Genomic DNA, 18,982 nt, shown 5'->3' with positions numbered 1-18,982 from the left:
GCTCAGGGCCGGTCGAGATAGGCGAGCCCGGGGTGGACCGCGGTGTATCCCTCGACCAGGCGGCGGGCCACCGAGACGGAGTCGACCAGCGGGTGCAGGGCGAAGGCCCGCACCGCGGCTGCCCGCGAGCCGCTCTCCGCAGCTTCGAGCACCTCACGCTCCACGGCCTTGACCGCGGTGACCAGTCCGACCGCGTGGTACGGGAGCGGATCGACGGCGACGGGGTGGGCGCCGTTGGCGTCGACCAGGCACGGCACCTCGATCACGGCGTCACCGTCGAGCACCGGGAGGGTGCCCCGGTTGCGCACGTCGAGGATCAGCGAGGTGCGTTCGTCGCGGGCGATGGCCCGCATCAGAGCGAGGGCCACCTGCTCGTAGCCCCCCGACTCCAGGTCGCTCTCCTCACGCTCCCCGGCTCCGGCCACGTCCCGGTTCTCCGCCATGTACGTCGCCTCGCGTTCGGCGCGCGTGCGGTCCCACGTGGCCAGCGGTGGAGCGGCCGGGTCCTTCATCCGGGCGTAGAAGCCCTCCTGCTGGTCGCGGAGGAAGGCGCCCCGTGTCTGCCCGGCGTCCTGGTAGGCGCGGACCGCCTCCCGGTTGAAGTAGTAGTAGTGCAGGTACTCGTTGGGGACCGAGCCCAGCGAGCCGAGCCAGTCGGGGCCGAAGAGCCGGCCCTCCTCGAAGGAGCCCAGCAGCTCCGGGTCCGCGAGCAGGCGCGGGAGTTCGTCGCGGCCCCCGATCCACAGGCCGCGGACCCAGCCGAGGTGGTTGAGTCCCACGTAGTCGATCCACGCCTGGTCCGGGTCCGCGCCGAGGACCCGGGCGATCCGGCGGCCGAGTCCCACCGGGGAGTCGCAGATGCCGATGACGCGGTCGCCGAGGTGGCGGGCCATGGCCTCGGTGACCAGACCGGCAGGGTTGGTGAAGTTGATGACCCACGCGTCGGGGGCGAGCCGGGCGATGCGCCGGGCCAGGTCCGTGGCGACGGGTACGGTGCGCAGCCCGTAGGCGATGCCGCCGGCTCCGACCGTCTCCTGGCCCAGGACGCCTTCGTCGAGCGCGACGCGCTCGTCCGCCGCGCGGCCTTCCAGACCGCCGACCCGGATCGCCGAGAAGACGAAGTCCGCGCCCCGCAGCGCCTCGTCGAGATCACCGGTGGCGACGACGAGCGGCGCGTCGTCGACGCCGGCCGCCTGTTCCGCCAGGACCCGGGCCACGGCGGCGAGCCGGTCCGCGTCCGTGTCGTACAGGGTCACCCGCGAGACGCGGCCTTCGGCGTGGTCGCCGAGCAGCGCCCCGTACACGAGAGGGACCCGGAATCCGCCACCGCCAAGAATTGTCAGCTTCACGCTGCTCGATGGTACGGGGCGGGAGGCCCGGTGCCCCGGAACCGTGGGTCCGGGGCACCGGGGCGGCCGACGCGCGGGCGTCAGTGGCCGCTCCACCACCGCACGACCGCCTGCCAGACCCTCGTCGGCCCGCGGCGCTGCGCCGGGATGAGGGCCCCCTCCCCGGCTGCGGGGCCGGCGGTACCCTGTGCGGCCGGAGCGTCGCCCGCGGGTGCGCGTCCCGCGGGGGCACCCGCGGGGTTCCGGTGGACGGCGGGCGACGACACCTGCCAGTCGGCCTGCGCACGGGAGCGGGCCACCGCCGGCAGCGGTTCGGCGTCGATCTCCTGCTCCGGGCTGGGGGCGAAGCCTGCCGGCAGATCCACGAGGTGCCGCGACACGAAGTTCCCGGTCCAGCCCAACTGGTGCTCGTCAACCCTCAGTTCCAGGTCGGGAAGGCGCATCAGCAGGGCGTCGACACCGACGTCGGCGATAGCGCGTCCGATGTCCTGTCCGGGGCATTCGTGAGGGCCGCTGCTGAAGGCCATGTGGGCGCGGTTGCCCTCCATGCTGGCGGTGAGGTCGGGCCGCACGGCGGGGTCCGTGTTGGCGGGCGCGATTCCGACGATCAGTGCGTCACCGGCCTTGATCTGCTGCCCGCCGAGCTCGGTGTCGCCCACCGCCCAGCGGCCCAGGACCGAGGTGAACGGCGGCTCGTCCCACAGCGTCTGTTCGACGGCCTCGGGCACGGTCATGTGGCCGCCGCTGAGCCGGGCCCGGAACCTCGGGTCGGTGAGGACCATGCGCAGGACGTTGGCGATCAGGTTGGTGGTGGTCTCGTAGGCCACGATGAGAACCACCCGCAGGTGCTCGCTGACCTCCTTGTCGGTGAGTCCGGCCGGGTGTTCGACCAGCCAGGTGGCGAAGTCCTCGGCCGGGGCATCCCGACGGCGCTGCACCAGCCGGTCCAGAGCGCCGATCACGTAGGCGTTGCTCGCGACCGCCGTCTCCGAACCGCGCGTCATGTCACGGGCCGCCTGGACCAGGCGGTCGTTGTACTCCTCCGGCATGCCGATGATCGCGCACATCACCATCATCGGCAGCCGCTCGGCGAACTGGCTGACGAGTTCGGCCCGGCCCTCCTGGCAGAAGTCGTTGACCAGGCGATTGCTGTAGCGGTTGATGTGGCGGCGTACTCCGCGGGTGTCGATCCGCGCCATGCTGTCGGTGACCGCGCCGCGGAGCCGTTCGTGTTCCGCGCCTTCGGCGAAGGAGCACACGGGCTGCCAGGTGAACACGGGGGCGAGCGGGTGGTCCGGGGCCACACTGCCCTCCTGCAGGGCCCGCCACCGCCGGGAGTCGCGGGAGAACTGTGAGGGGGTGCGGGTCATGTGAAGGTTCTCGCTGTGACCGAGCACCAGCCACGCGGGAACGTCTCCGTGCATCAGGACGGGTGCCACGGTGCCGTGTTCGGCGCGGAGCTTCTCGTAGAGGCCCTTGGGGTCCGCCTCGGCCTCGGGGCCGTACAGCCGGCGCAGCCCGCCGGGGCCGATGCCCATGCCGTGCGCGGGACACTGCGGGGGCGGCACCGGGCCGGTCGCCGATCCGGGTTCGTGCTGGAAGGGGGTTGTCACAATGGCTCCAGGAATAAGACGTTCCGAGACCGGGCGCGTGGGGACAGGGCCCGTTCAGAGAGAGAGGGTGTGCCGGTGTCAGGTCAGCGGCACGGCCAGGCTGTGCAGATAGCGCATCAGGGTCATCAGCACATCGCGGCTGGAGGTCCGCAGCCGCGCGTCGCAGTCGATCATCGGAACCTCGTCGGGCAGGTCCAGGGCGCTGCGCAGCGCCTCGACGGGGTGGTGCGGTGCGCCGGGGAAGGTGTTGACGGCGACGACGAAGGGCACACCGCGCTCCTCCAGCCTGCCGATGACGTCGAAGCTGACCTGGAGCCGCCGGGTGTCGATGAGGACGACGGCGCCGAGCGCGCCTTCGAACAGCCCGTTCCACAGGAACCAGAAGCGTTCCTGGCCGGGGGTGCCGAACAGGTAGAGGATCAGTTCCTCGCTGAGGCTGATCCGGCCGAAGTCCATGGCGACGGTGGTGGCGGTCTTGGTCTCCACACCCACGTTGTCGTCCACGCCGACACCGGCCTGGGTCATGGTCTCTTCGGTCGTCAGGGGCCGGATCTCGCTCACCGATCCGACCATGGTCGTCTTGCCGACCCCGAACCCGCCCACGACGACGACCTTCACCGCGGCCGTGGCCGTGCTGGGAAGGACGTCCTCGCTGCGGGGGCCCGTGATCGTGTCAGAGCTTCTGAAGTCCATGCATCACCGCTTCGAGGAGGGACCGGTCGGGGAGCGCGGCGCGAACGATGGGCGCGCGCGACTCGATCAGTTCGGTCGCCAGGAGTTCTGTCAGGAGCGAGGTGACCACGCTGAAGGGCAGGCTCAGATAGGCCGAGATCTCCGCGACGGACAACGGCGCCTTGCAGAGCCGCAGGATCGCGGCCTGCTCGGGCTGCACCGTCGGCGACGGCTCGGCCTGCGCCACCACCATGGTGACGAGGTCGAGTGCCGCTCTCTCTCCGTCGGGCGCGCCGGTGATCACATACAGCCGTTCCGGGTCGCTCAACGCCGGTTCGGCCTTGCGGCGTTCTCGTCGGGGAGGACTCATCCGCCCTGCCCGTCGTGGCGGGGCGGACTCGTGAGGTGCGCTCCGATCCGCACGACCATGTCACGCATGCGGGCACCCACGAGGCCGGCGTCGACGGTCTCACCGGCCAGGACCGCGAGGTAGGCGCCGGTCCCCGCGGCCATCAGATAGAAGAACCCTCCGGTGACCTCGATGACGACGAGCTTCATCAGGCCGTCGCTGTAGGGGATCTCGGTGGCGACGGCGGCGGCGAGGCTCTGCAGCCCGGCGCAGGCGGCGGCGAGACGGTCCGCGACGTCGGGGTCACCGCCGTGGCGGGCGATGCGAAGGCCGTCGGCGGAGAGCACCACGATCTGGTGGATGCTCGGTACGTCGTCGGCCAGTTCCTTGAGCATCCAGTCCATGTTTCCCCGCTGCTGGATCACTTCTCGTCTCCCTTGTCCCACGCGTCGTCAGAGTCTCGTTCGTTCTTCGGCTCCTTGGGCACACCGTTGACGGCCTGGGTGAAGGCCTCCAGCCAGAGGCCGGGCGGTGGTGTGTCGCCGCCGCCGTGGCCGTTGTGCCCGTTGCGTGCCGCGCCCTCCGGGACCGGCGCGGACTGCTGCGGGAGGTTGTGCGAACCGAGGGGTGCGCGCCCCCGGCTGCGGCGCTGCGGGAGCCCGCCGTCGGTCCACTCGGTCACGACGATCTCGTCGTCTCCGCCCATGGAGGCCGTGGGGGGCGCGGACCGCGCGGCGGACGCCGCGGGTGTGGGGACGGGGGCTGGGGACGCGAGCGACGGGACGGGCCCGCTCACCGCGGGACGGGTCTTCTGCTTCGCGCGCGGAGGTACGACGTGCTGCATCTGCGACATGTCGAGGGAGCTCTGGGGCCGTGAGGTGGCGCCGATGCCGTGCGCGATGCCCGGTGCGGGACCGGTGGTGATCATGTCGCGCGGCACGATGAGTACGGCGCGGACGCCTCCGTACGCCGACTGCCGCAGGGAGACCTGGAGTTGGTACATGCGGGCGAGCCGGCCGACCACGGCCATGCCGAGGCGCGGGGACTCCCCGAGGTCGTTCATGTTGATGCCGGCCTGGGCCTGGGCGAGCATGTTCTCCGCCCTGGCACGGGCTTCCTCGCTGAGGCTGACGCCGCCGTCCTCGATCTCGATGGCGATGCCGGTCTGCACCTCGACCGCGGTGACGTGCACCCGGGTCTGGGGCGGCGAGTAGCGCGTCGCGTTGTCGAGGAGTTCGGCGCAGGCGTGGATGAGCGGCTCGACCGCGGTGCCGACGATGGCGACCTTGGCGATCGAGTGCAGATCGACGCGCTGGTACTCGAGGATCCGGGACATCGCCCCGCGCAGCACGCTGAACAGCGGTACGGCCTTGGGCCACTGGCGGCTGGGACGGGCGCCGCCGAGCACGGCGATGGAGTCGGCCAGCCGCCCGATCAGCGCGGTGCCGTGGTCGATGCGGAGCAGGTCGTCGAAGACGTCGGGATTGCGCCCGTGGTGGTCCTCCATCTCCCTGAGCTCGCTGGCCTGCCGGTGGACGATGGCCTGGACCCGGCGGGCGACGCTGACGAAGGCGCGCTGCGCGGAGTCACGCATCGCCTCCTCGTTGTCGATGATGTCGAGGACCTGGAGCACCAGGGCGCGTTGCGCCTGAGGGAGGTTGCGGTACGACTCGTCCGCGTCGACGACGTCGCGCATCACCTCCTGGGGCGAGTTGCTGGCGCGTAGCCGGCGGATCGCCGCGGGCAGGAGTTCCTTGCTGAGGCGCGCGGTCTCCTGGTCGTACGAGGCGATGCGGTGTTCCAGGGCGGCGATGCGCCGTTCGTACTCGGCGCGCTGGACGCGCATCGCCCGGCGTCGGCGGTTCAGCACGACGGCGAGCGTGGCGACCACGACGGTGGCGATCGCACCGCACCAGACGACTGCCGCCCGTGTGGCTCCGGTGGCCGGCACCGCGCCGGCGGCGGTGGCGCCGGCCATCAGCACGACGGGCAGGAGTGCGGCGCGTACTACGGGGATGTCTCTGTTGGTCGGCGGTGATTCAACACGGACCATCTAAACCCTCTGGCGGTTGATTCGGGAGGTATACGCACTTGCACGGACAGGTGTGAACAAGTGCCTGGATTCATCTCAACTCGACTTCACTGCGCGTGAGCCTAACCAGATCAGAACAGTGCCTCGGCATATTCGCCCAACCACCTGCGCGAGCACGCCGGCGGTAATACACTCGCCAGTTTTCACACTCAACGCTGCCGGACGTACGCAGGGAGTGACGGGATGCGGGAATCGGGAGAAATCAACCACACTCGTCCCGACCTGAGGGACAGAAGGCCGCCACCCGCTTTGCGGCGCACGGCGAATGTCCAGCAAAAATGCTTGATCCTACGCACGCGTGAGCGAGAACCTACGAACGCATGCGAATTTCAGTGCACCTCAGAGCGGGACAAGGGCACATACGATCGAATCGGATCGAAAGGAGCAGATCCCTGAGCGACGGACGGGTGTGCGAGCACTCCATCGCGACGCCCGCGCGGCCGCTCCGGAGTCGTGACGCCGGGCGCCGGGGCGCGGAGGCGTGACCTCTCTCGTCTGCGAGCCCCTTCACGGTCGGTGAGCTCGCCGCCCGCAGGCGGGCCGTGCGTGTACGGAGCGGCTGCCCCTCAGCGGCGTCCGCCGAGCCGGCCCTCCAGCTGCACCAGCAGCTCGCCGAGCTGTCCGCTGAGCCCGCTGCGCGTCTCCTCGTCGAGTCCGGAGAGCACCGACCGCTCGTAGGCGAGCTGTTCCGGCAGCAGGCGGTCGACCAGCTCGCGCCCCGCCTCCGTCAGGCCCACGTGGGCGACCCTGCGGTCCCTGTCGTCGCTGCGCCGGCCGATCAGACCGGCCTCCTGCAGGGCGCGCAGCCGCTTCGTGACGGCGGCCCCGGACGAGAAGGTCTCCCGGGCCAGCTCTCCGGGGGTGAGCTCACGGCCGGTGCGGCGCATCGCGCCGAGCAGGTCGAATTCGGCGCGGGTCAGACCGGCTGCCCGCAGGGGCGCGTCCTCGGCCTGCTGGAGGAGGGCCGCGCAGCGGTTGATGCGGCCGATGAGCTCCATCGGTCCGGTGTCCAGCCCCGGGTTCACGGCCTGCCACTGCCGTACCACCGAGGCCACGATGTCGTCGGTCACACCGCTCCGTTCGCCGGGGGCAGGGTGATCAGCCCCTGGCGTTGTGCTGTCGCCGCGAGCGTACGGTGTCCTGCCTGCTCAGCGGCGAGCAGCTCTTCCTCGGGCAGGGCGCGCTGCCACCATTCCCCCGATGCGACGTCACTGGCGTCGCGCAGTTCGACGAGCGACGAGGTGAGTCTCCTGCGTGCCGCTTCGAGCGCCTGCGGGCCGGACGCCGGATCGGCGACCGCCCGCTCGGCACGCTCCCGGGCGTCGCCCGTCGCGGCGAGCGCGCGCTCCACGAGGCCGGACGCCCGGCGGTTGGTGACGGCGACCGCGGCGAGGAGGCCCACCGCGACACCCACGAGGGTGTCCAGCGCACGGTCGGCGACGAGCTCGCCGGCCGGCTGGAACCCGCCGAATTCCAGGATCAGCAGGGCCATCGGGGTGACGGCGACCGAGCCGAGCCAGTAGTTGCGCGTGATCAGGGCCTCGGCGGCGAAGTTGAAGCACAGGACGCAGAGCACGAGGACGAGGGGGCTGACCCGGGCGAGCGGGATGACGGCCGCGAAGACCAGCACACCGAGGAGGTTGCCGACCGTCCGCTGCAGGGCCCTGCTCCACGAGAGGCTGAGGTTTTGCTGGTAGACGGAGGCCGCGGTGACGATGGCCCAGTACGGGTGCCCCACACCGAGCGCCGAGGACGCGTATCCGGCCAGGGCACACCCGACGAGGGTGCGGACGGCGGTCGGCAGCACCGGGGAGCCGGGGCCGAGTGCGCGCAGCAGCCTGCGCCGCGCTTCGCGGCGGCCCCGGCGCATCCGCTGCCCGGCCCGTTCCGCGTCGATCCCGAAGAGCTGCTCGACCGTGCCGGGTGCGGGCGGCGGGTCCGGGACGGGGCCCCGGCCCCGGGTCCTGGCGGCCCATCCGCGGAGTTCCTCGGGGCCGTCACCCCCGGCGTGGCCGCCGGTGGTGGTGGTGGTGGTGGTGGCGAGGGCCCGCTCGGCGTGGACGACCAGCCGCTCGAGCCTCTGCCGGACGGGGGTGGGACGGCCGGTGGCCAGCAGCGACTGCCAGGCGGCCTGGACCGCCGCAGCGGCGGCGTGCCGGTTCCGGGCGCCGGGGTCCTGCGCGTAGGACGCTGCGGCGTCGAGCGCGCGGGCGGTGGCGAGCCGTTCGGGCCCCTCTCTGTGCCAGAGGGCCGGACCGGCGGTGACCAGCCACGAGAAGGCGCCCGCGGCCAGGATCAGGGCCATGTGCCCCGGCACCTGCCCGAGGTCCTGCGGGGCGAAGAGGGCGGCCGAGGTGACGAAGGCGAAGATCACGTTGCCGGGCGGACCGATACGGGTCGCGTCGCAGAAGGCCTTCTGCACGGCCGCGAGCAGCGCGCCGACGGCGATCAGCACGGCTGCCGAGCCGGTGAGCGAGGCGGCGACCAGCGAGACCGCCAGGCCCGCCGCCATCCCGAGGACCACCCGGAGGACGGTGTGGGCCCTGCGGGCGTACGGCAGGTTGTGCCCGTAGAGCGCGCAGAGCGATCCCGCCATCGTGTACATGACGAGGTCGAGGCGGTCGAGGGAGTACAGCAGCAGGTTCGGGACGGCCGAAGCGACCACCACGCTCAGCGCGGGCTTGTACCAGATCTCCGCAGGGCTCTTGAGCCGCAGGACACCGGTGACCGGCAGTCTGTGGACGGATCGCTTCCGGGGCCGAACGGCTGTATCACTCACCTTTATAGATTAGCAGGTGTTACACACGTAAAATAAATGGCGGGGAGCACGTCCCCGGGCGGGCCTCCGGCCGCTAGGGAGCCGGTTCGCCGGCGCGCCTCGGAGCGGCCAGGACCCAGGCGGCGAACGCCTCGGCGCCGTCCACGACCGCCTCGAAGCGCGGGGAGTGGAAGAGGTCGAACGCGTGCTGTCCGCCGGGTAGCTCGGCGTAGACCACGGCGCTGTTCGAGACGCGCCGCAGCCGGGAGGCGAAGTGCCGGGCGGCCTCGACGGTGGCCAGCGCGTCCTTGGTGCCATGGACGACGAGGATCGGCGGCGCGCCGGGGTGGAGGTATCCCTGAGGCTGGAGCGGGCCCGGCTGCTCGTCCGGCGGGTCGCCGAAGTAGTGGCCGTAGTAGCCGTAGAGGCAGATCGCGGCAGTGACCGAGGTGTCGGCGGACTCGAATCCGGGCTGGAACGCGGGGTCGTTCGGCGTGAGCGCGCACAGGGCCGCCAGGTTCGAGCCGGCCGAGCTGCCCGCCACGAACAGCTTCGACGGATCGGCACCGTACGCGGACGCGTGTTCGCGAGCCCAGGCGATGACCTTCTTGGCGTCGATCTGATGGCCGGGGAAGGACGTCTGGGGCCGCAGACGGTAGTTGGCGCTGACGCACACCCACCCCTGGCTCGCGAGCCGGTACAGGAGGGGACGCGCCTCGCGGTTCTTCGCTCCGCCGGTGTAATGGCCGCCGTGGAAGTAGATCAGGACCGGGGCGTCCCGCGGCGCGTCGCGGCGGCGGTAGACGTCCAGGAGATTCCGGCGCCCGGCCTCCCCGTAGCGGATGTCGGCGATCCGCTCCACATCACGCCGCCGCATGACGCCCGGCAGCAGCAGGATCCGGGCCCAGGGCCGGTGGCGGCGCAGCGACACGTGCACGTGGTCCCGCCAGTCCGCCCCGAGCCCCTCCCGCAGGGCCCGCCCGACCACGTGGTCCGTCCGCACACCGAGCCAGGCCGAGGCGGCCAGGGCGGCGGTGGCGAGGACGGACACCGCCGCCACGGCCTTGGCGCCCGGCGACCGCAGATCACCCTCGGCGAAGGCCAGCACCGTGGAGCCCGCCAGGACGAAGATGCCCACGAACGGCACCTCGTTGAGGCTCAGGCCGAACCAGAAACTCAGGGTCCCCAGAAAGCGGGGCCGTCGCGGCGCGACGACGGCGAAGAAGGCGCACCAGGCGAAGACCGCCGTCGTCGCCACGTAGCCCATCGGCATGTCCATGATTACTCCCCCGTCAACTCCGTTGAATCTTCCCGTGTTCCACGCGCGCCGTCACCCCACGCCGTGGAGTCACCCGTGCGGTTCCAGCCGGGACCGGGACGCCCTCCTCCGTGGTCGCGCCCGCCACACATCAGTTTCCTGTCGCACCCAGGTCGCATCAACGACGAGGCCGGCGACTTCCCTTGACCCCGGGATAGAGAATCAGGTGTCCACGTATGGAGATGCGGGAGATCGAGATCTTTCTGGTCCTGGGGCGAGTCTCCACTCATCCGCGCGTTCGCCAGGGCGTCCGCGGACGCCGATCACCGGGTCGCGGCAGGAAGTGCGGCAGACCGCCCGGCGCACGCGGCGCGGGGAGACGGTCCGGAGCCGGCGGCGGACGGCGGTCCCCTTGGCCTGAAGCGCGATCGAGTCTCCGTCGTCGCCTCCGGTCGCTCGTCCGACGGCGGGAGGAGCGCACCGAGCACACGCATGATCCTCGCGACCGGAGCCGCCGGAAACACAGGCAGACGCGGAGGCCGCACCGCGCGTCACCGGTGGAGGTCGACGACGGGCTGCCGGTGGGTGCGCGACACGGTTTCGCAGGTCACCGGAGCCCCGCCCGGCCCTGTCGGCAGTGGGCTTCGGCGAACGTCACGGCCTTCCGCCGAGAGCCCGCCCTCACCGCCCCGCGAGCGGATCGGCTCCCTCCGGCACCCGGAGTGCCTCGGCGGCGTCCGCCACCCGGTGCATCAGACCGAAGAGCGTCCGCTGCTCGTCCGGGGAGAGCGGGCCGAGGAAGACCTGGTTCATCCGGGCCGTACGCAGGGCGAGCCCCCGGTGGGTCCGGGTGCCCTCGTCCGTCAGGCGGAGCAGGAAGCGGCGCCCGTCGTGCGGGTCGCGCACCTTGTCCAGCAGCTGCCGGCGCAGCAGACGGCTGATGACCTCGGCGACGGTGGACCGGTCGAGGCCGACGCGCTCGCCGACCGTCCGCTGATCGAGGCCCGGCTCGGCGGTCAGGGCGTTGAGGACGGCGAACTGGGGCGAGGTGGTCTCCTGGGAGACCATCGTGTTCCAGAGCAGGTGGTGAGCCTGCTGGAGGCGCCGGGCCAGGTGCCCGGGGTGGGTGCTCAGGTCGACCGCCTGCACGGCACCGTCCTCTCGTCGTCGGCCGTGGGCCGCCTGCCCTGTCGGCCGGAAGGCCACAGATACACAGTGTACTGAGGGTCTTGACCCCAACAGTGAGCCTGGGTAGCTTCATGGCCTCCACGTTTTAGTCAGTGCACTGAGCATTATCAGCAATTCACGGAGCCGTGACATGACCGCACGTGACCTTCCCGCACATCCGCTGCCCGACGGCATGAGCCAGCGGGAGATCGACTCCGAGGTGGCCAGGGCCCAGGCGGCGGCCGCACCGGGCGCCCACCATCCGCCGCGCGACTACCCGCCGTACCGCAGCAGCCACTTCCGCCACCCGCGCCGCTCCCTCATCCCCGTGCGCGACCCGGAGGCGGTCGAGCTGTCCGGGCCGGCCTTCGGCGTCACGGATGTGACGGCTCTGGACCGTGACCTCACCGCGCAGCACCACGGGGAGCCCCTCGGGGAGCGGATCACCGTCACCGGGCGGGTGCTGGACCGGGCCGGACGGCCGGTGCGGGGGCAGCTCGTCGAGCTGTGGCAGGCCAACGCCTCCGGACGGTACGCCCACCAGCTCGACCGGCACCCGGCCCCCCTCGACCCGAACTTCACGGGGTTCGGACGCTGCCTGACGGACGACGACGGCGGCTACGCGTTCACGACGGTCAAGCCGGGCGCCTACCCGTGGCGCAACCACACCAACGCCTGGCGTCCCGCACACATCCACTTCTCGGTGTTCGGCAACGCGTTCAGCCAGCGGCTCGTCACCCAGATGTACTTCCCCGGTGATCCGCTCCTCCCCTACGACCCGGTCATCCGCTCCGTCACCGACCAGGCCGCACGCGAGCGGCTGATATCGGCGTACGACCACGACCTGTCCGTTCCCGAGTGGTCCCTCGGCTACCGCTGGGACATCGTCCTCGACGGACCGTGCGCCACCTGGACCGAGGAAGAAGGCGACGCCTGATGTCCCACGCCCCGACCCCCTCCCAGACCGTGGGCCCCTTCTACGGCTACGCACTGCCCTTCCCCGGCGGCAGTGAGATCGCCCCGGCCGGGCACCCCGGCACCATCACGGTGCACGGCCGCGTGCTCGACGGCCAGGGCGCCCCCGTGCCCGACGCGATCGTCGAGACCTGGCAGCCCGCGCCGGACGGATCCCGCACCGGTCTCCCGGGAACGCTGCGCCACGACCCGTCGACGGGCAGGGTGATCGGCCGTGACGGAGTGGGCTTCACCGGGTTCGGCCGGGCGCCGACGGACGCGGCCGGGCGCTGGTTCGTGCGTACGCTCCCGCCCGGCGGTGCTCCCTACGTCTGCGCGGCTGTCTTCGCCCGCGGCCTGGTCCACCACCTCTACACCCGCGTGTACCTCCCCGATCTGCTCGACGAGGGTGCGGCAGCCGGCGATCCGCTGCTGGAGTCGCTGGACGCGGGGCGTCGCGCCACACTGATCGCGACACGCACGGACACCCGCACCTACCGCTTCGACATCCGTCTCCAGGGCGACGACGAGACGGTCTTCCTGGAGTTCAGCTGATGCACGAGAGCGACGCCGGGCTCCTCGCCCCCGGAAGCGTCGGTTCCGCCGCCGAGGCCGCCACCGGCGACCACGCCTTCCTGCAGGCACTCCTCGACGCCGAGGCGGCACTGACCCGGGCCTGCTCCGCCTCGGGGCTCGCACCCGCCGGGGCGGGGCGGGCGGTCACCGAGGCCGCGTACGCCGGCCGTTTCGACGTACGGGAGCTGGCGCTGCGCGCGCGGGAGGGCGGCAATCCGGTGATCCCGCTGGTCGCCGCCCTTTCGGCGGCCGTCGACGAGGAAGTGCGCCCCTTCGTCCACAGGGGCGCGACCAGTCAGGACATCCTCGACACGGCGGCGATGCTGGTGGCCTCCCGCACCCTGGCGCTCGTCCTCGACGACCTGGGGCGGACCGCAGACGCACTGGAACGGCTGGCCGCGGAGCACCGCGACACGCCGATGCCCGGCCGCACCCTGACGCAGCACGCCGTGCCGACGACCCTGGGCCTCAAGGCCGCCGGCTGGCGGTCGCTGGTGCTCGACGCGCGGGACCGGCTGCGGGCCGTGCGCGGCACGCTTCCCGTCCAGCTCGGCGGCGCGGCGGGCACGCTGGCCGCCTTCCCCGCGGGTGAGGGAGGCACGGCAGGACTCGCGCTCGTCACGGCGTACGCCGAGGAACTGGGCCTGGCCGAGCCGCTGCTGCCCTGGCACACGCTGCGCACCCCGGTCGCCGACCTCGCCGGAGCGCTCGCCTTCACGGCGGGGGCGCTCGGCAAGGCGGCGGCCGATGTGCTCGTCCTCTCCCGGACCGAGATCGCCGAGGTGGCGGAGGGGTCCGGCGGCGGGTCCTCCGCGATGCCGCACAAGGCCAACCCGGTCCGCGCCACCCTGATCTCCGCGGCCGCCCGCCGCGCGCCCGGAGCGGCGGCCACGCTGTACGGCTCGCTCGCCGCCGAGGACGAGCGGCCCGCCGGTGCCTGGCACGCCGAATGGGAGCCGCTGCGCGACCTGCTGCGCCTGGTCGGCGGGGCCGCGAGGGACGCCGCGGAACTCGCCGAGGGGCTCAAGGTGTTCCCCTCGGCCATGCGGAGCCACCTGGGGCTGACCGGGGGGCTGATCGTCTCCGAGCGGCTGGCAGCCGTCGCCGCCGTGCGGGTGGGACGCGCACGGGCCAGGGAGATCCTCGGCGCTGCCGCCGCCCGGGCCCGCGAGGAGGGCCGGCCCCTCGCCGAAATCCTCGCGGAGGAGCCCGCCTTCGACGGGCTGGACCTCGACGAACTCACCGACCCCGCCCGGTACACCGGCTGCGCCGGGCTCCTCACCGACCGCGCCCTGGAGCGCCGATGACCACGACACCCGACCGTCTCCTCCACCACCGCGCCGAAGGACCGGCGGGCGCTCCCCCGCTCCTGCTCGGCCCGTCGCTCGGCACCTCCACCGCGCTCTGGGACGGGGTCGCCCCCGAACTCTCCGCCGCCCACCGGATCGTGCGGTGGGACCTTCCCGGGCACGGTGGCTCGCCCGCCGGGCTCATCGGCCCGGGGGCCCGGATCGCCGACCTGGGCGCGCTCGTCCTGGCCCTCGCCGACTCGCTGTCCCTGGACCGGTTCTCGTACGCCGGTGTCTCACTGGGCGGTGCCGTGGGCCTGTGGCTCGCGGTCCACCATCCGGAACGGGTCGACCGCCTGGCCGTCGTCTGCTCCTCGGCCCACTTCGGCGACCCGGGGCCGTGGCGGGAGCGGGCCTCGCTCGTGCGCGCCGAAGGGCTCGGCAAGGTCGCGGAGAGCGCGGCCGGCCGCTGGTTCACCCCGGGATTCACCGAACCCCGGCTCCTGGACGACCTCCTGGCCACCGATCCGTCGGCGTACGCCGCGTGCTGCGACGTGCTCGCCGACTACGACCTGCGGTCCGGACTCTCCGGGGTGCGCGCTCCGACGCTGGTCCTCGCGGGCCGCGAGGATCCGGCCACGCCGCCCGCGCACGCCCGGGAGATCGCCGACGGCGTCCCGGGCGCCGCCCTGACCGAGCTGCCGCGCGCTTCCCACCTGGCGCCGGCCGAGCGCCCGGAGGCCGTACGGGAGGCGCTGCGCGCCCACTTCGCGTCCCGGGAGCGCGGGAGCGGGACAGCCGTGCGCCGTGAGGTCCTGGGCGATGCGCACGTGGACCGGGCGCAGGCGGCGACCACCGAATTCACCGCCCCCTTCCAGGAGTTCATCTCCCGCTACGCCTGGGGCGAGATCTGGACGGACCCGACGCTGTCCCGGCGCGAGCGCAGCCTGATCACGCTGACCGCCCTGGTCGCCCACGGTCATCACGACGAGCTGGCGATGCATGTCCGGGCGGCGGTACGCAACGGTCTCGGTCCGCGCGAGATCGGTGCCGCGCTCCTGCAGACAGGGGTGTACTGCGGTGTTCCCGCGGCGAATTCGGCGTTCGCGGTGGCGGAACGGGTGCTCTCCGCGATGGCGGAGGCGGAGCGGGCGGAAGAAGGGGACGGGCCTCAGCCCGGCTGACCGTCGCCCTGGACCCGGGCGTGGACGTGCATGTCGTGCCATCCGTCGGCGTGGAGGTTACCGCGCCTGCGGATGCCTTCGAGCGCGAAGCCGGCCTTGACCGCGACGCGGCAGGACGCTTCGTTCGCCAGCGAATGGACGAGTTCGAGGCGCGCGAAGCCGGTCTTCGCGTCGAAGGCCCACCGCCGGACCGCGCCGACCGCCTGGGGAGCGACGCCCCGGCCCCGGGCGGCGGGGAGGACCCAGTAGGCGCACTCGGCGTATCCGACGGCCGGGATCAGACCGCGCAGGGCGATCCGCCCGAGCAGCTCGTCGCGCCCCTGGGTGCCGGGCCGGACGATCGCCCAGTGGATGTCGGTCTCGGTGGACCAGGCCGACGTCCACTGCTCGATCCAGGACGCGGCCTCCTCCTCGGAGTCGGCCCTGAGCATGTGCCAGCGCTGGATCGCGGGATCGGAGAAGGCGGCGAGGACGGCCGGCGCGTCCGCCGGGCACCAGGGCCGCACCAGCAGTCCGTCACCGGCGGCGAGCGACGGCTGAGGGGACGAGGAGAGCCGTCCGGGCGGGATGTGAGGAGACACCAGTTTCGGCATGCCCGCCATCCTGCCGGATGCCGGGCCGGGCTCCCTACCGGTCAGCCGAGCCCGCGGGAGTCCTGCTTGAGTGCGGTGTCCACGGTCAGGGCCGTCGCCACGACGAGGCTCAGCAGCGGCTCGGGGAGCTTGTAGTGGATCTGCAGCACGTAGTTGTCAGCCGTGGTGAACATGGTCTTCGCCAGGCCCTCCCAGGTCTTGGTGATCCTGGCGATCTCGGCGCCGTCGTGGTCGACGATCGCGAAGTTCCACGCGCGCCAGTTCTCGGCCTTGATCGCTCCGACCTGCCGGCCGTCGGCCATCATCGCGAAATTGATCTTGCCGATGGCGTTCTGCTGGACGATCTCACCGACGGGCTGTCCGTCGGGGCGCTGCACGACGACCCGGGACTTGATGAACTTGGCCGGCCGGGTCAGGAGCAGCTGCGGGTGCCCGTGGGTGTCGCGGATCTCCAGGCGGTGCGTGAGGTACTGGTCGATGCTGGAGACGAACCTGAGCACCTTGCGCAGCGCGCTCTGACCGACCTGGACGACCGAACCGACGGTGTTGCCCTGCTGGTCGAAGACGCGGTACTCGTTCGTGACCTCGATCAGCTTGGCCTTCTGGTTCACGACCAGGACCTGCTGGTCGAAGAGCGAGCCGGCGCCGGGAACACCCTGCTGGGGAAGGCCCTGCTGGGGAAGGCCCTGCTGGGGGGCCGACTGCTGCGGGGCGAACTGCTGGGGCGCGGCCTGCTGCTGCGGTATCGCGGTGTGCGGCTGAGCGGCGTACTGCTGTCCCTGAGCGGGTGCCTGACCGGGCATCGGGGCCTGCCCCTGAGCGGATGCCTGTCCCTGAGCGGATGCCTGCCCCTGGGCGGGTGCCTGTCCCTGGGCGGGTGCCTGTCCCTGGGCGGGTGCCTGTCCCTGGGCGGGTGCCTGTCCCTGGGCGGGTGCCTGTCCCTGGGCCGGGTGTGTGTGCTCGGTCCACTGCGAGCCGTCCCAGTAGCGCAGCAGGTGGGGTGCGCCGTAGGGATCCGGATGCCAACCCGCAGGTACGTTCGATTGCGTCGTCACCGGGGCACACTATCCTGCCAAGCCATGGGCCGGAATCCCGCCAATTCGCGGGCCGAACTCATTGAAGATTCACACACCATCTATGATGACGGCGATGACCGGAGCGAGCGGACCGACGGACCGGCGACGGGGCGGCAAGGGCCTGCCCTCCGCCCTGGGCTGGGCACTGCTGCTCGTCGCGGTGTTCCTCTGCTGCTCCCCTCACACCGGCGCCCCCGCCGCTGCCGAGGTGCCGGCCGTGAACGCGGTCAGGGCCTTCACCCCCGTGCCCGAAGCGGTCGCCTCGGTCGTCGTGGCCGACGCCCCCGGCGAACGCGGGATCGGCAGTTCCTGTCACGGGGCCACGGACCACTCGACGGCCGTCGTCCTGCCCGGCCACCCCGCCCCCGTCGCCCTGCCCTGCCCCTCGGCAGTGCCCCGTGCCGCACCGCTCACCGGCGCCGCGGCCATCCGGGGCCCCTCCAACGACAGCGCGGGAGCGGTCGACCAGCTCCGTCTTCAGGTCCAACGGATCTAGGCCCGCCCGGGCCCGCCCTCCGCGCCGCCGATGCGGCGGAGGCGGCCTTCCGTGTGCCCTTGCCCCACGTGACGCGCCGTGCGCGCACGCGATCCGCTGAACCCGAGGACCTGACATGGCTTCCGCCAAGAACCAGAACAGCCCTGCTGCCGCGCGCCGCGCCAAGCTCGACGAGGCCCGCCGCAAGGAGCGGGCCCGCGAGCGCCGCAGCCGCGTCATCACGATCACCGCGGCCGTCGTGGTGCTCGCCGGCCTCGTCGCCGGGGGCGGCTACCTGATGTCGGCCGCCGACGAGCAGGACAAGGCCGAGGAACAGGCCAGGACCTCACCCGTCACAGGCGAGAAGTCCTGGGACGACCTGACCCAGGACCACGTCGAGACGCCCGTCGACTACCCGATGAACCCGCCCGTCGGCGGAGACCACGACCCGGTCTGGATGAACTGCGACGCCGATGTCTACACCGAGCCGATACCGGACGAGAACGCGGTCCACTCCCTGGAGCACGGAGCCGTCTGGGTCACCTACAACGACAAGGCGAAGGACGCCGACGTCAAGGCGCTCTCCGAGCGTGTCGGCAAGACGCCGTACTCGCTGATGAGCCCCGTGGCCGATCAGAAGGATCCGCTGATGCTCAGCGCCTGGGGCAAGCAGCTCACGGTGAAGAGCGCCACCGACGCGCGCGTCGCGCAGTTCTTCACGAAGTACGTCCAGGGCGCGCAGACCCCGGAGCCGGGCGCCGCCTGCTCCGGTGGGATCGCCAAGTGACCTCGGCCGCGCGCGCTCCCCGCTCGCTCGTGTGGGCCGGTGCCGTGGTGTTCGTGGTGGCCGTGGGGCTCGTGCTGCTCATGGTGGTGCGGCCCTCGGCAGCCTCCCCGTCCGGCGCCGGGGCACCCGAAGCCGTCCCCGGTGAGACCTCGGCGGACGTGGGGTTCGCGCGGGACATGTCGGTCCACCACCAGCAGGCGGTGGAGATGGCGTTCCTCGTGCGGGACCGTACCGACGACGGGGACGTGCGGCGCCTCGCGTACGACATCATCAACACCCAGGCCAACCAGCGCGGCATGATGCTGGGCTGGCTGGAGACCTGGGACAGGCCCAAGAGTTCCGACCGGCCGCCGATGGAGTGGATGGGGCATCCCGTCACCTCGTCCGACGGCTCCCTCATGCCGGGCATGGCGACGGACACCGAGCTGGACCGGCTCCGCGCGGCACGGGGCAGGGACGCCGAGGTGCTGTTCCTCCGGCTGATGACCGCCCATCACCGCGCGGGGGCGGCCATGGCACGGGCGGCGGCCGAATCGGCCGGCACGGACGAGATCCGGCGTCTCGCCGGGGGCATGGCCCGGGCGCAGGAGTCGGAGATCTCCCTCATGGCGGACATGCTCGAGGCCCGGGGCGCCAAGCCCTGACCTGTCCCCCGCAGGGACCCCGTGGGGGGGGGGGGGGGGGGCCCCCCCCCCCCCCCCCCCCCCCAGCACCCCCCCCCCCCCCCCCCCCCCCGGGGGGCCCCCCCCCCCCCCCCCCCCCCCCCCCCCCCCCCCCCCCCCCCCCCCCC

General features: G+C 72.4%; 19 protein-coding genes. 7 read left to right on the top strand and 12 right to left on the bottom strand.

What is annotated here, in order from left to right:
• Window positions 1-2: 2 nt before the first annotated feature.
• The 10 genes from ACIRJR_RS35800 to ACIRJR_RS35755 all read right to left on the bottom strand — a co-directional run bounded on the left by ACIRJR_RS35800 (window position 3) and on the right by ACIRJR_RS35755 (window position 11,240).
• Window positions 3-1,349 carry a 6-phospho-beta-glucosidase gene (locus ACIRJR_RS35800; RefSeq protein WP_403788729.1) on the bottom strand — a complete coding sequence of 449 codons (1,347 nt, stop codon included), beginning with the start codon at window positions 1,347-1,349 and terminating at the stop codon, window positions 3-5.
• A gap of 80 nt (window positions 1,350-1,429) precedes the next feature.
• Complete coding sequence (locus tag ACIRJR_RS35795) at window positions 1,430-2,962, bottom strand: cytochrome P450 (RefSeq protein WP_403788727.1); 1,533 nt, start codon at window positions 2,960-2,962, stop codon at window positions 1,430-1,432.
• Between the two features lie 78 nt (window positions 2,963-3,040).
• On the bottom strand, window positions 3,041-3,655 hold the full coding sequence (locus ACIRJR_RS35790; protein ID WP_403788725.1) for a GTP-binding protein: 615 nt from the start codon (window positions 3,653-3,655) through the stop codon (window positions 3,041-3,043).
• Window positions 3,636-4,004 (bottom strand): DUF742 domain-containing protein, encoded by a 369-nt coding sequence (locus ACIRJR_RS35785; RefSeq protein ID WP_329235656.1) that lies wholly within the window; start codon window positions 4,002-4,004, stop codon window positions 3,636-3,638. The genes ACIRJR_RS35790 and ACIRJR_RS35785 overlap by 20 nt, the downstream gene beginning before the upstream one ends.
• A complete protein-coding gene (locus ACIRJR_RS35780) occupies window positions 4,001-4,408 on the bottom strand; it encodes a roadblock/LC7 domain-containing protein (protein ID WP_403788723.1) in 408 nt (135 codons plus the stop codon). The genes ACIRJR_RS35785 and ACIRJR_RS35780 overlap by 4 nt, the downstream gene beginning before the upstream one ends.
• Entirely contained in the window at window positions 4,405-6,036 is a 1,632-nt protein-coding gene (locus ACIRJR_RS35775) for a sensor histidine kinase (protein WP_403788721.1), read from the bottom strand. Before ACIRJR_RS35775 ends, ACIRJR_RS35780 begins: the two co-directional genes overlap by 4 nt.
• 605 nt (window positions 6,037-6,641) lie before the next feature.
• Window positions 6,642-7,145, bottom strand: a complete 504-nt coding sequence (locus ACIRJR_RS35770; RefSeq protein ID WP_403788719.1) for a MarR family winged helix-turn-helix transcriptional regulator — start codon at window positions 7,143-7,145, stop codon at window positions 6,642-6,644.
• Window positions 7,142-8,854 (bottom strand): FUSC family protein, encoded by a 1,713-nt coding sequence (locus ACIRJR_RS35765; protein WP_403788717.1) that lies wholly within the window; start codon window positions 8,852-8,854, stop codon window positions 7,142-7,144. The genes ACIRJR_RS35770 and ACIRJR_RS35765 overlap by 4 nt, the downstream gene beginning before the upstream one ends.
• A gap of 73 nt (window positions 8,855-8,927) precedes the next feature.
• A complete protein-coding gene (locus ACIRJR_RS35760; protein ID WP_403788715.1) occupies window positions 8,928-10,112 on the bottom strand; it encodes an alpha/beta hydrolase in 1,185 nt (394 codons plus the stop codon).
• Between the two features lie 660 nt (window positions 10,113-10,772).
• Window positions 10,773-11,240, bottom strand: a complete 468-nt coding sequence (locus tag ACIRJR_RS35755) for a MarR family winged helix-turn-helix transcriptional regulator (protein ID WP_403788713.1) — start codon at window positions 11,238-11,240, stop codon at window positions 10,773-10,775.
• 211 nt (window positions 11,241-11,451) lie between these two features.
• Here ACIRJR_RS35755 and pcaH point away from each other — a divergent pair, with 211 nt between their 5' ends.
• The 4 genes from pcaH to pcaD are packed head-to-tail and all read left to right on the top strand — an operon-like array spanning window position 11,452 to window position 15,261.
• Entirely contained in the window at window positions 11,452-12,195 is a 744-nt protein-coding gene (pcaH, locus tag ACIRJR_RS35750) for a protocatechuate 3,4-dioxygenase subunit beta (RefSeq protein WP_403788761.1), read from the top strand.
• The gene (gene pcaG / locus ACIRJR_RS35745; protein WP_403788711.1) at window positions 12,195-12,767 is read left to right on the top strand and encodes a protocatechuate 3,4-dioxygenase subunit alpha; all 573 of its coding nucleotides are present in this window, start codon (window positions 12,195-12,197) and stop codon (window positions 12,765-12,767) included. Before pcaH ends, pcaG begins: the two co-directional genes overlap by 1 nt.
• The gene (gene pcaB, locus ACIRJR_RS35740) at window positions 12,767-14,095 is read left to right on the top strand and encodes a 3-carboxy-cis,cis-muconate cycloisomerase (RefSeq protein ID WP_403788709.1); all 1,329 of its coding nucleotides are present in this window, start codon (window positions 12,767-12,769) and stop codon (window positions 14,093-14,095) included. Before pcaG ends, pcaB begins: the two co-directional genes overlap by 1 nt.
• Window positions 14,092-15,261 (top strand): 3-oxoadipate enol-lactonase, encoded by a 1,170-nt coding sequence (pcaD, locus tag ACIRJR_RS35735; RefSeq protein WP_403788707.1) that lies wholly within the window; start codon window positions 14,092-14,094, stop codon window positions 15,259-15,261. The genes pcaB and pcaD overlap by 4 nt, the downstream gene beginning before the upstream one ends.
• On the opposite strand, the gene ACIRJR_RS35730 is transcribed toward pcaD, so the two are convergent.
• Both ACIRJR_RS35730 and ACIRJR_RS35725 read right to left on the bottom strand, forming a co-directional pair.
• A complete protein-coding gene (locus tag ACIRJR_RS35730; RefSeq protein WP_403788705.1) occupies window positions 15,249-15,854 on the bottom strand; it encodes a GNAT family N-acetyltransferase in 606 nt (201 codons plus the stop codon). The genes pcaD and ACIRJR_RS35730 overlap by 13 nt on opposite strands.
• Window positions 15,855-15,895: 41 nt before the next feature.
• The gene (locus ACIRJR_RS35725) at window positions 15,896-16,909 is read right to left on the bottom strand and encodes a phospholipid scramblase-related protein (RefSeq protein WP_403788703.1); all 1,014 of its coding nucleotides are present in this window, start codon (window positions 16,907-16,909) and stop codon (window positions 15,896-15,898) included.
• 94 nt (window positions 16,910-17,003) lie between these two features.
• Here ACIRJR_RS35725 and ACIRJR_RS35720 point away from each other — a divergent pair, with 94 nt between their 5' ends.
• The 3 genes from ACIRJR_RS35720 (at window position 17,004) to ACIRJR_RS35710 (ending at window position 18,836) form a co-directional block, all read left to right on the top strand.
• Window positions 17,004-17,426, top strand: a complete 423-nt coding sequence (locus tag ACIRJR_RS35720) for a hypothetical protein (RefSeq protein ID WP_403788701.1) — start codon at window positions 17,004-17,006, stop codon at window positions 17,424-17,426.
• Between the two features lie 115 nt (window positions 17,427-17,541).
• Window positions 17,542-18,192 (top strand): DUF3105 domain-containing protein, encoded by a 651-nt coding sequence (locus tag ACIRJR_RS35715; RefSeq protein WP_403788699.1) that lies wholly within the window; start codon window positions 17,542-17,544, stop codon window positions 18,190-18,192.
• The gene (locus ACIRJR_RS35710) at window positions 18,189-18,836 is read left to right on the top strand and encodes a DUF305 domain-containing protein (protein WP_403788697.1); all 648 of its coding nucleotides are present in this window, start codon (window positions 18,189-18,191) and stop codon (window positions 18,834-18,836) included. The genes ACIRJR_RS35715 and ACIRJR_RS35710 overlap by 4 nt, the downstream gene beginning before the upstream one ends.
• The last annotated feature ends 146 nt before the right edge of the window (window positions 18,837-18,982 follow it).

Origin of the sequence: Streptomyces sp. NPDC102402 (assembly GCF_044765765.1) — a bacterium.
Taxonomy (GTDB): domain Bacteria; phylum Actinomycetota; class Actinomycetes; order Streptomycetales; family Streptomycetaceae; genus Streptomyces.
Note: the sequence above shows the minus strand (reverse complement) of the source record. Positions and strands in the feature narration are given on the sequence as shown.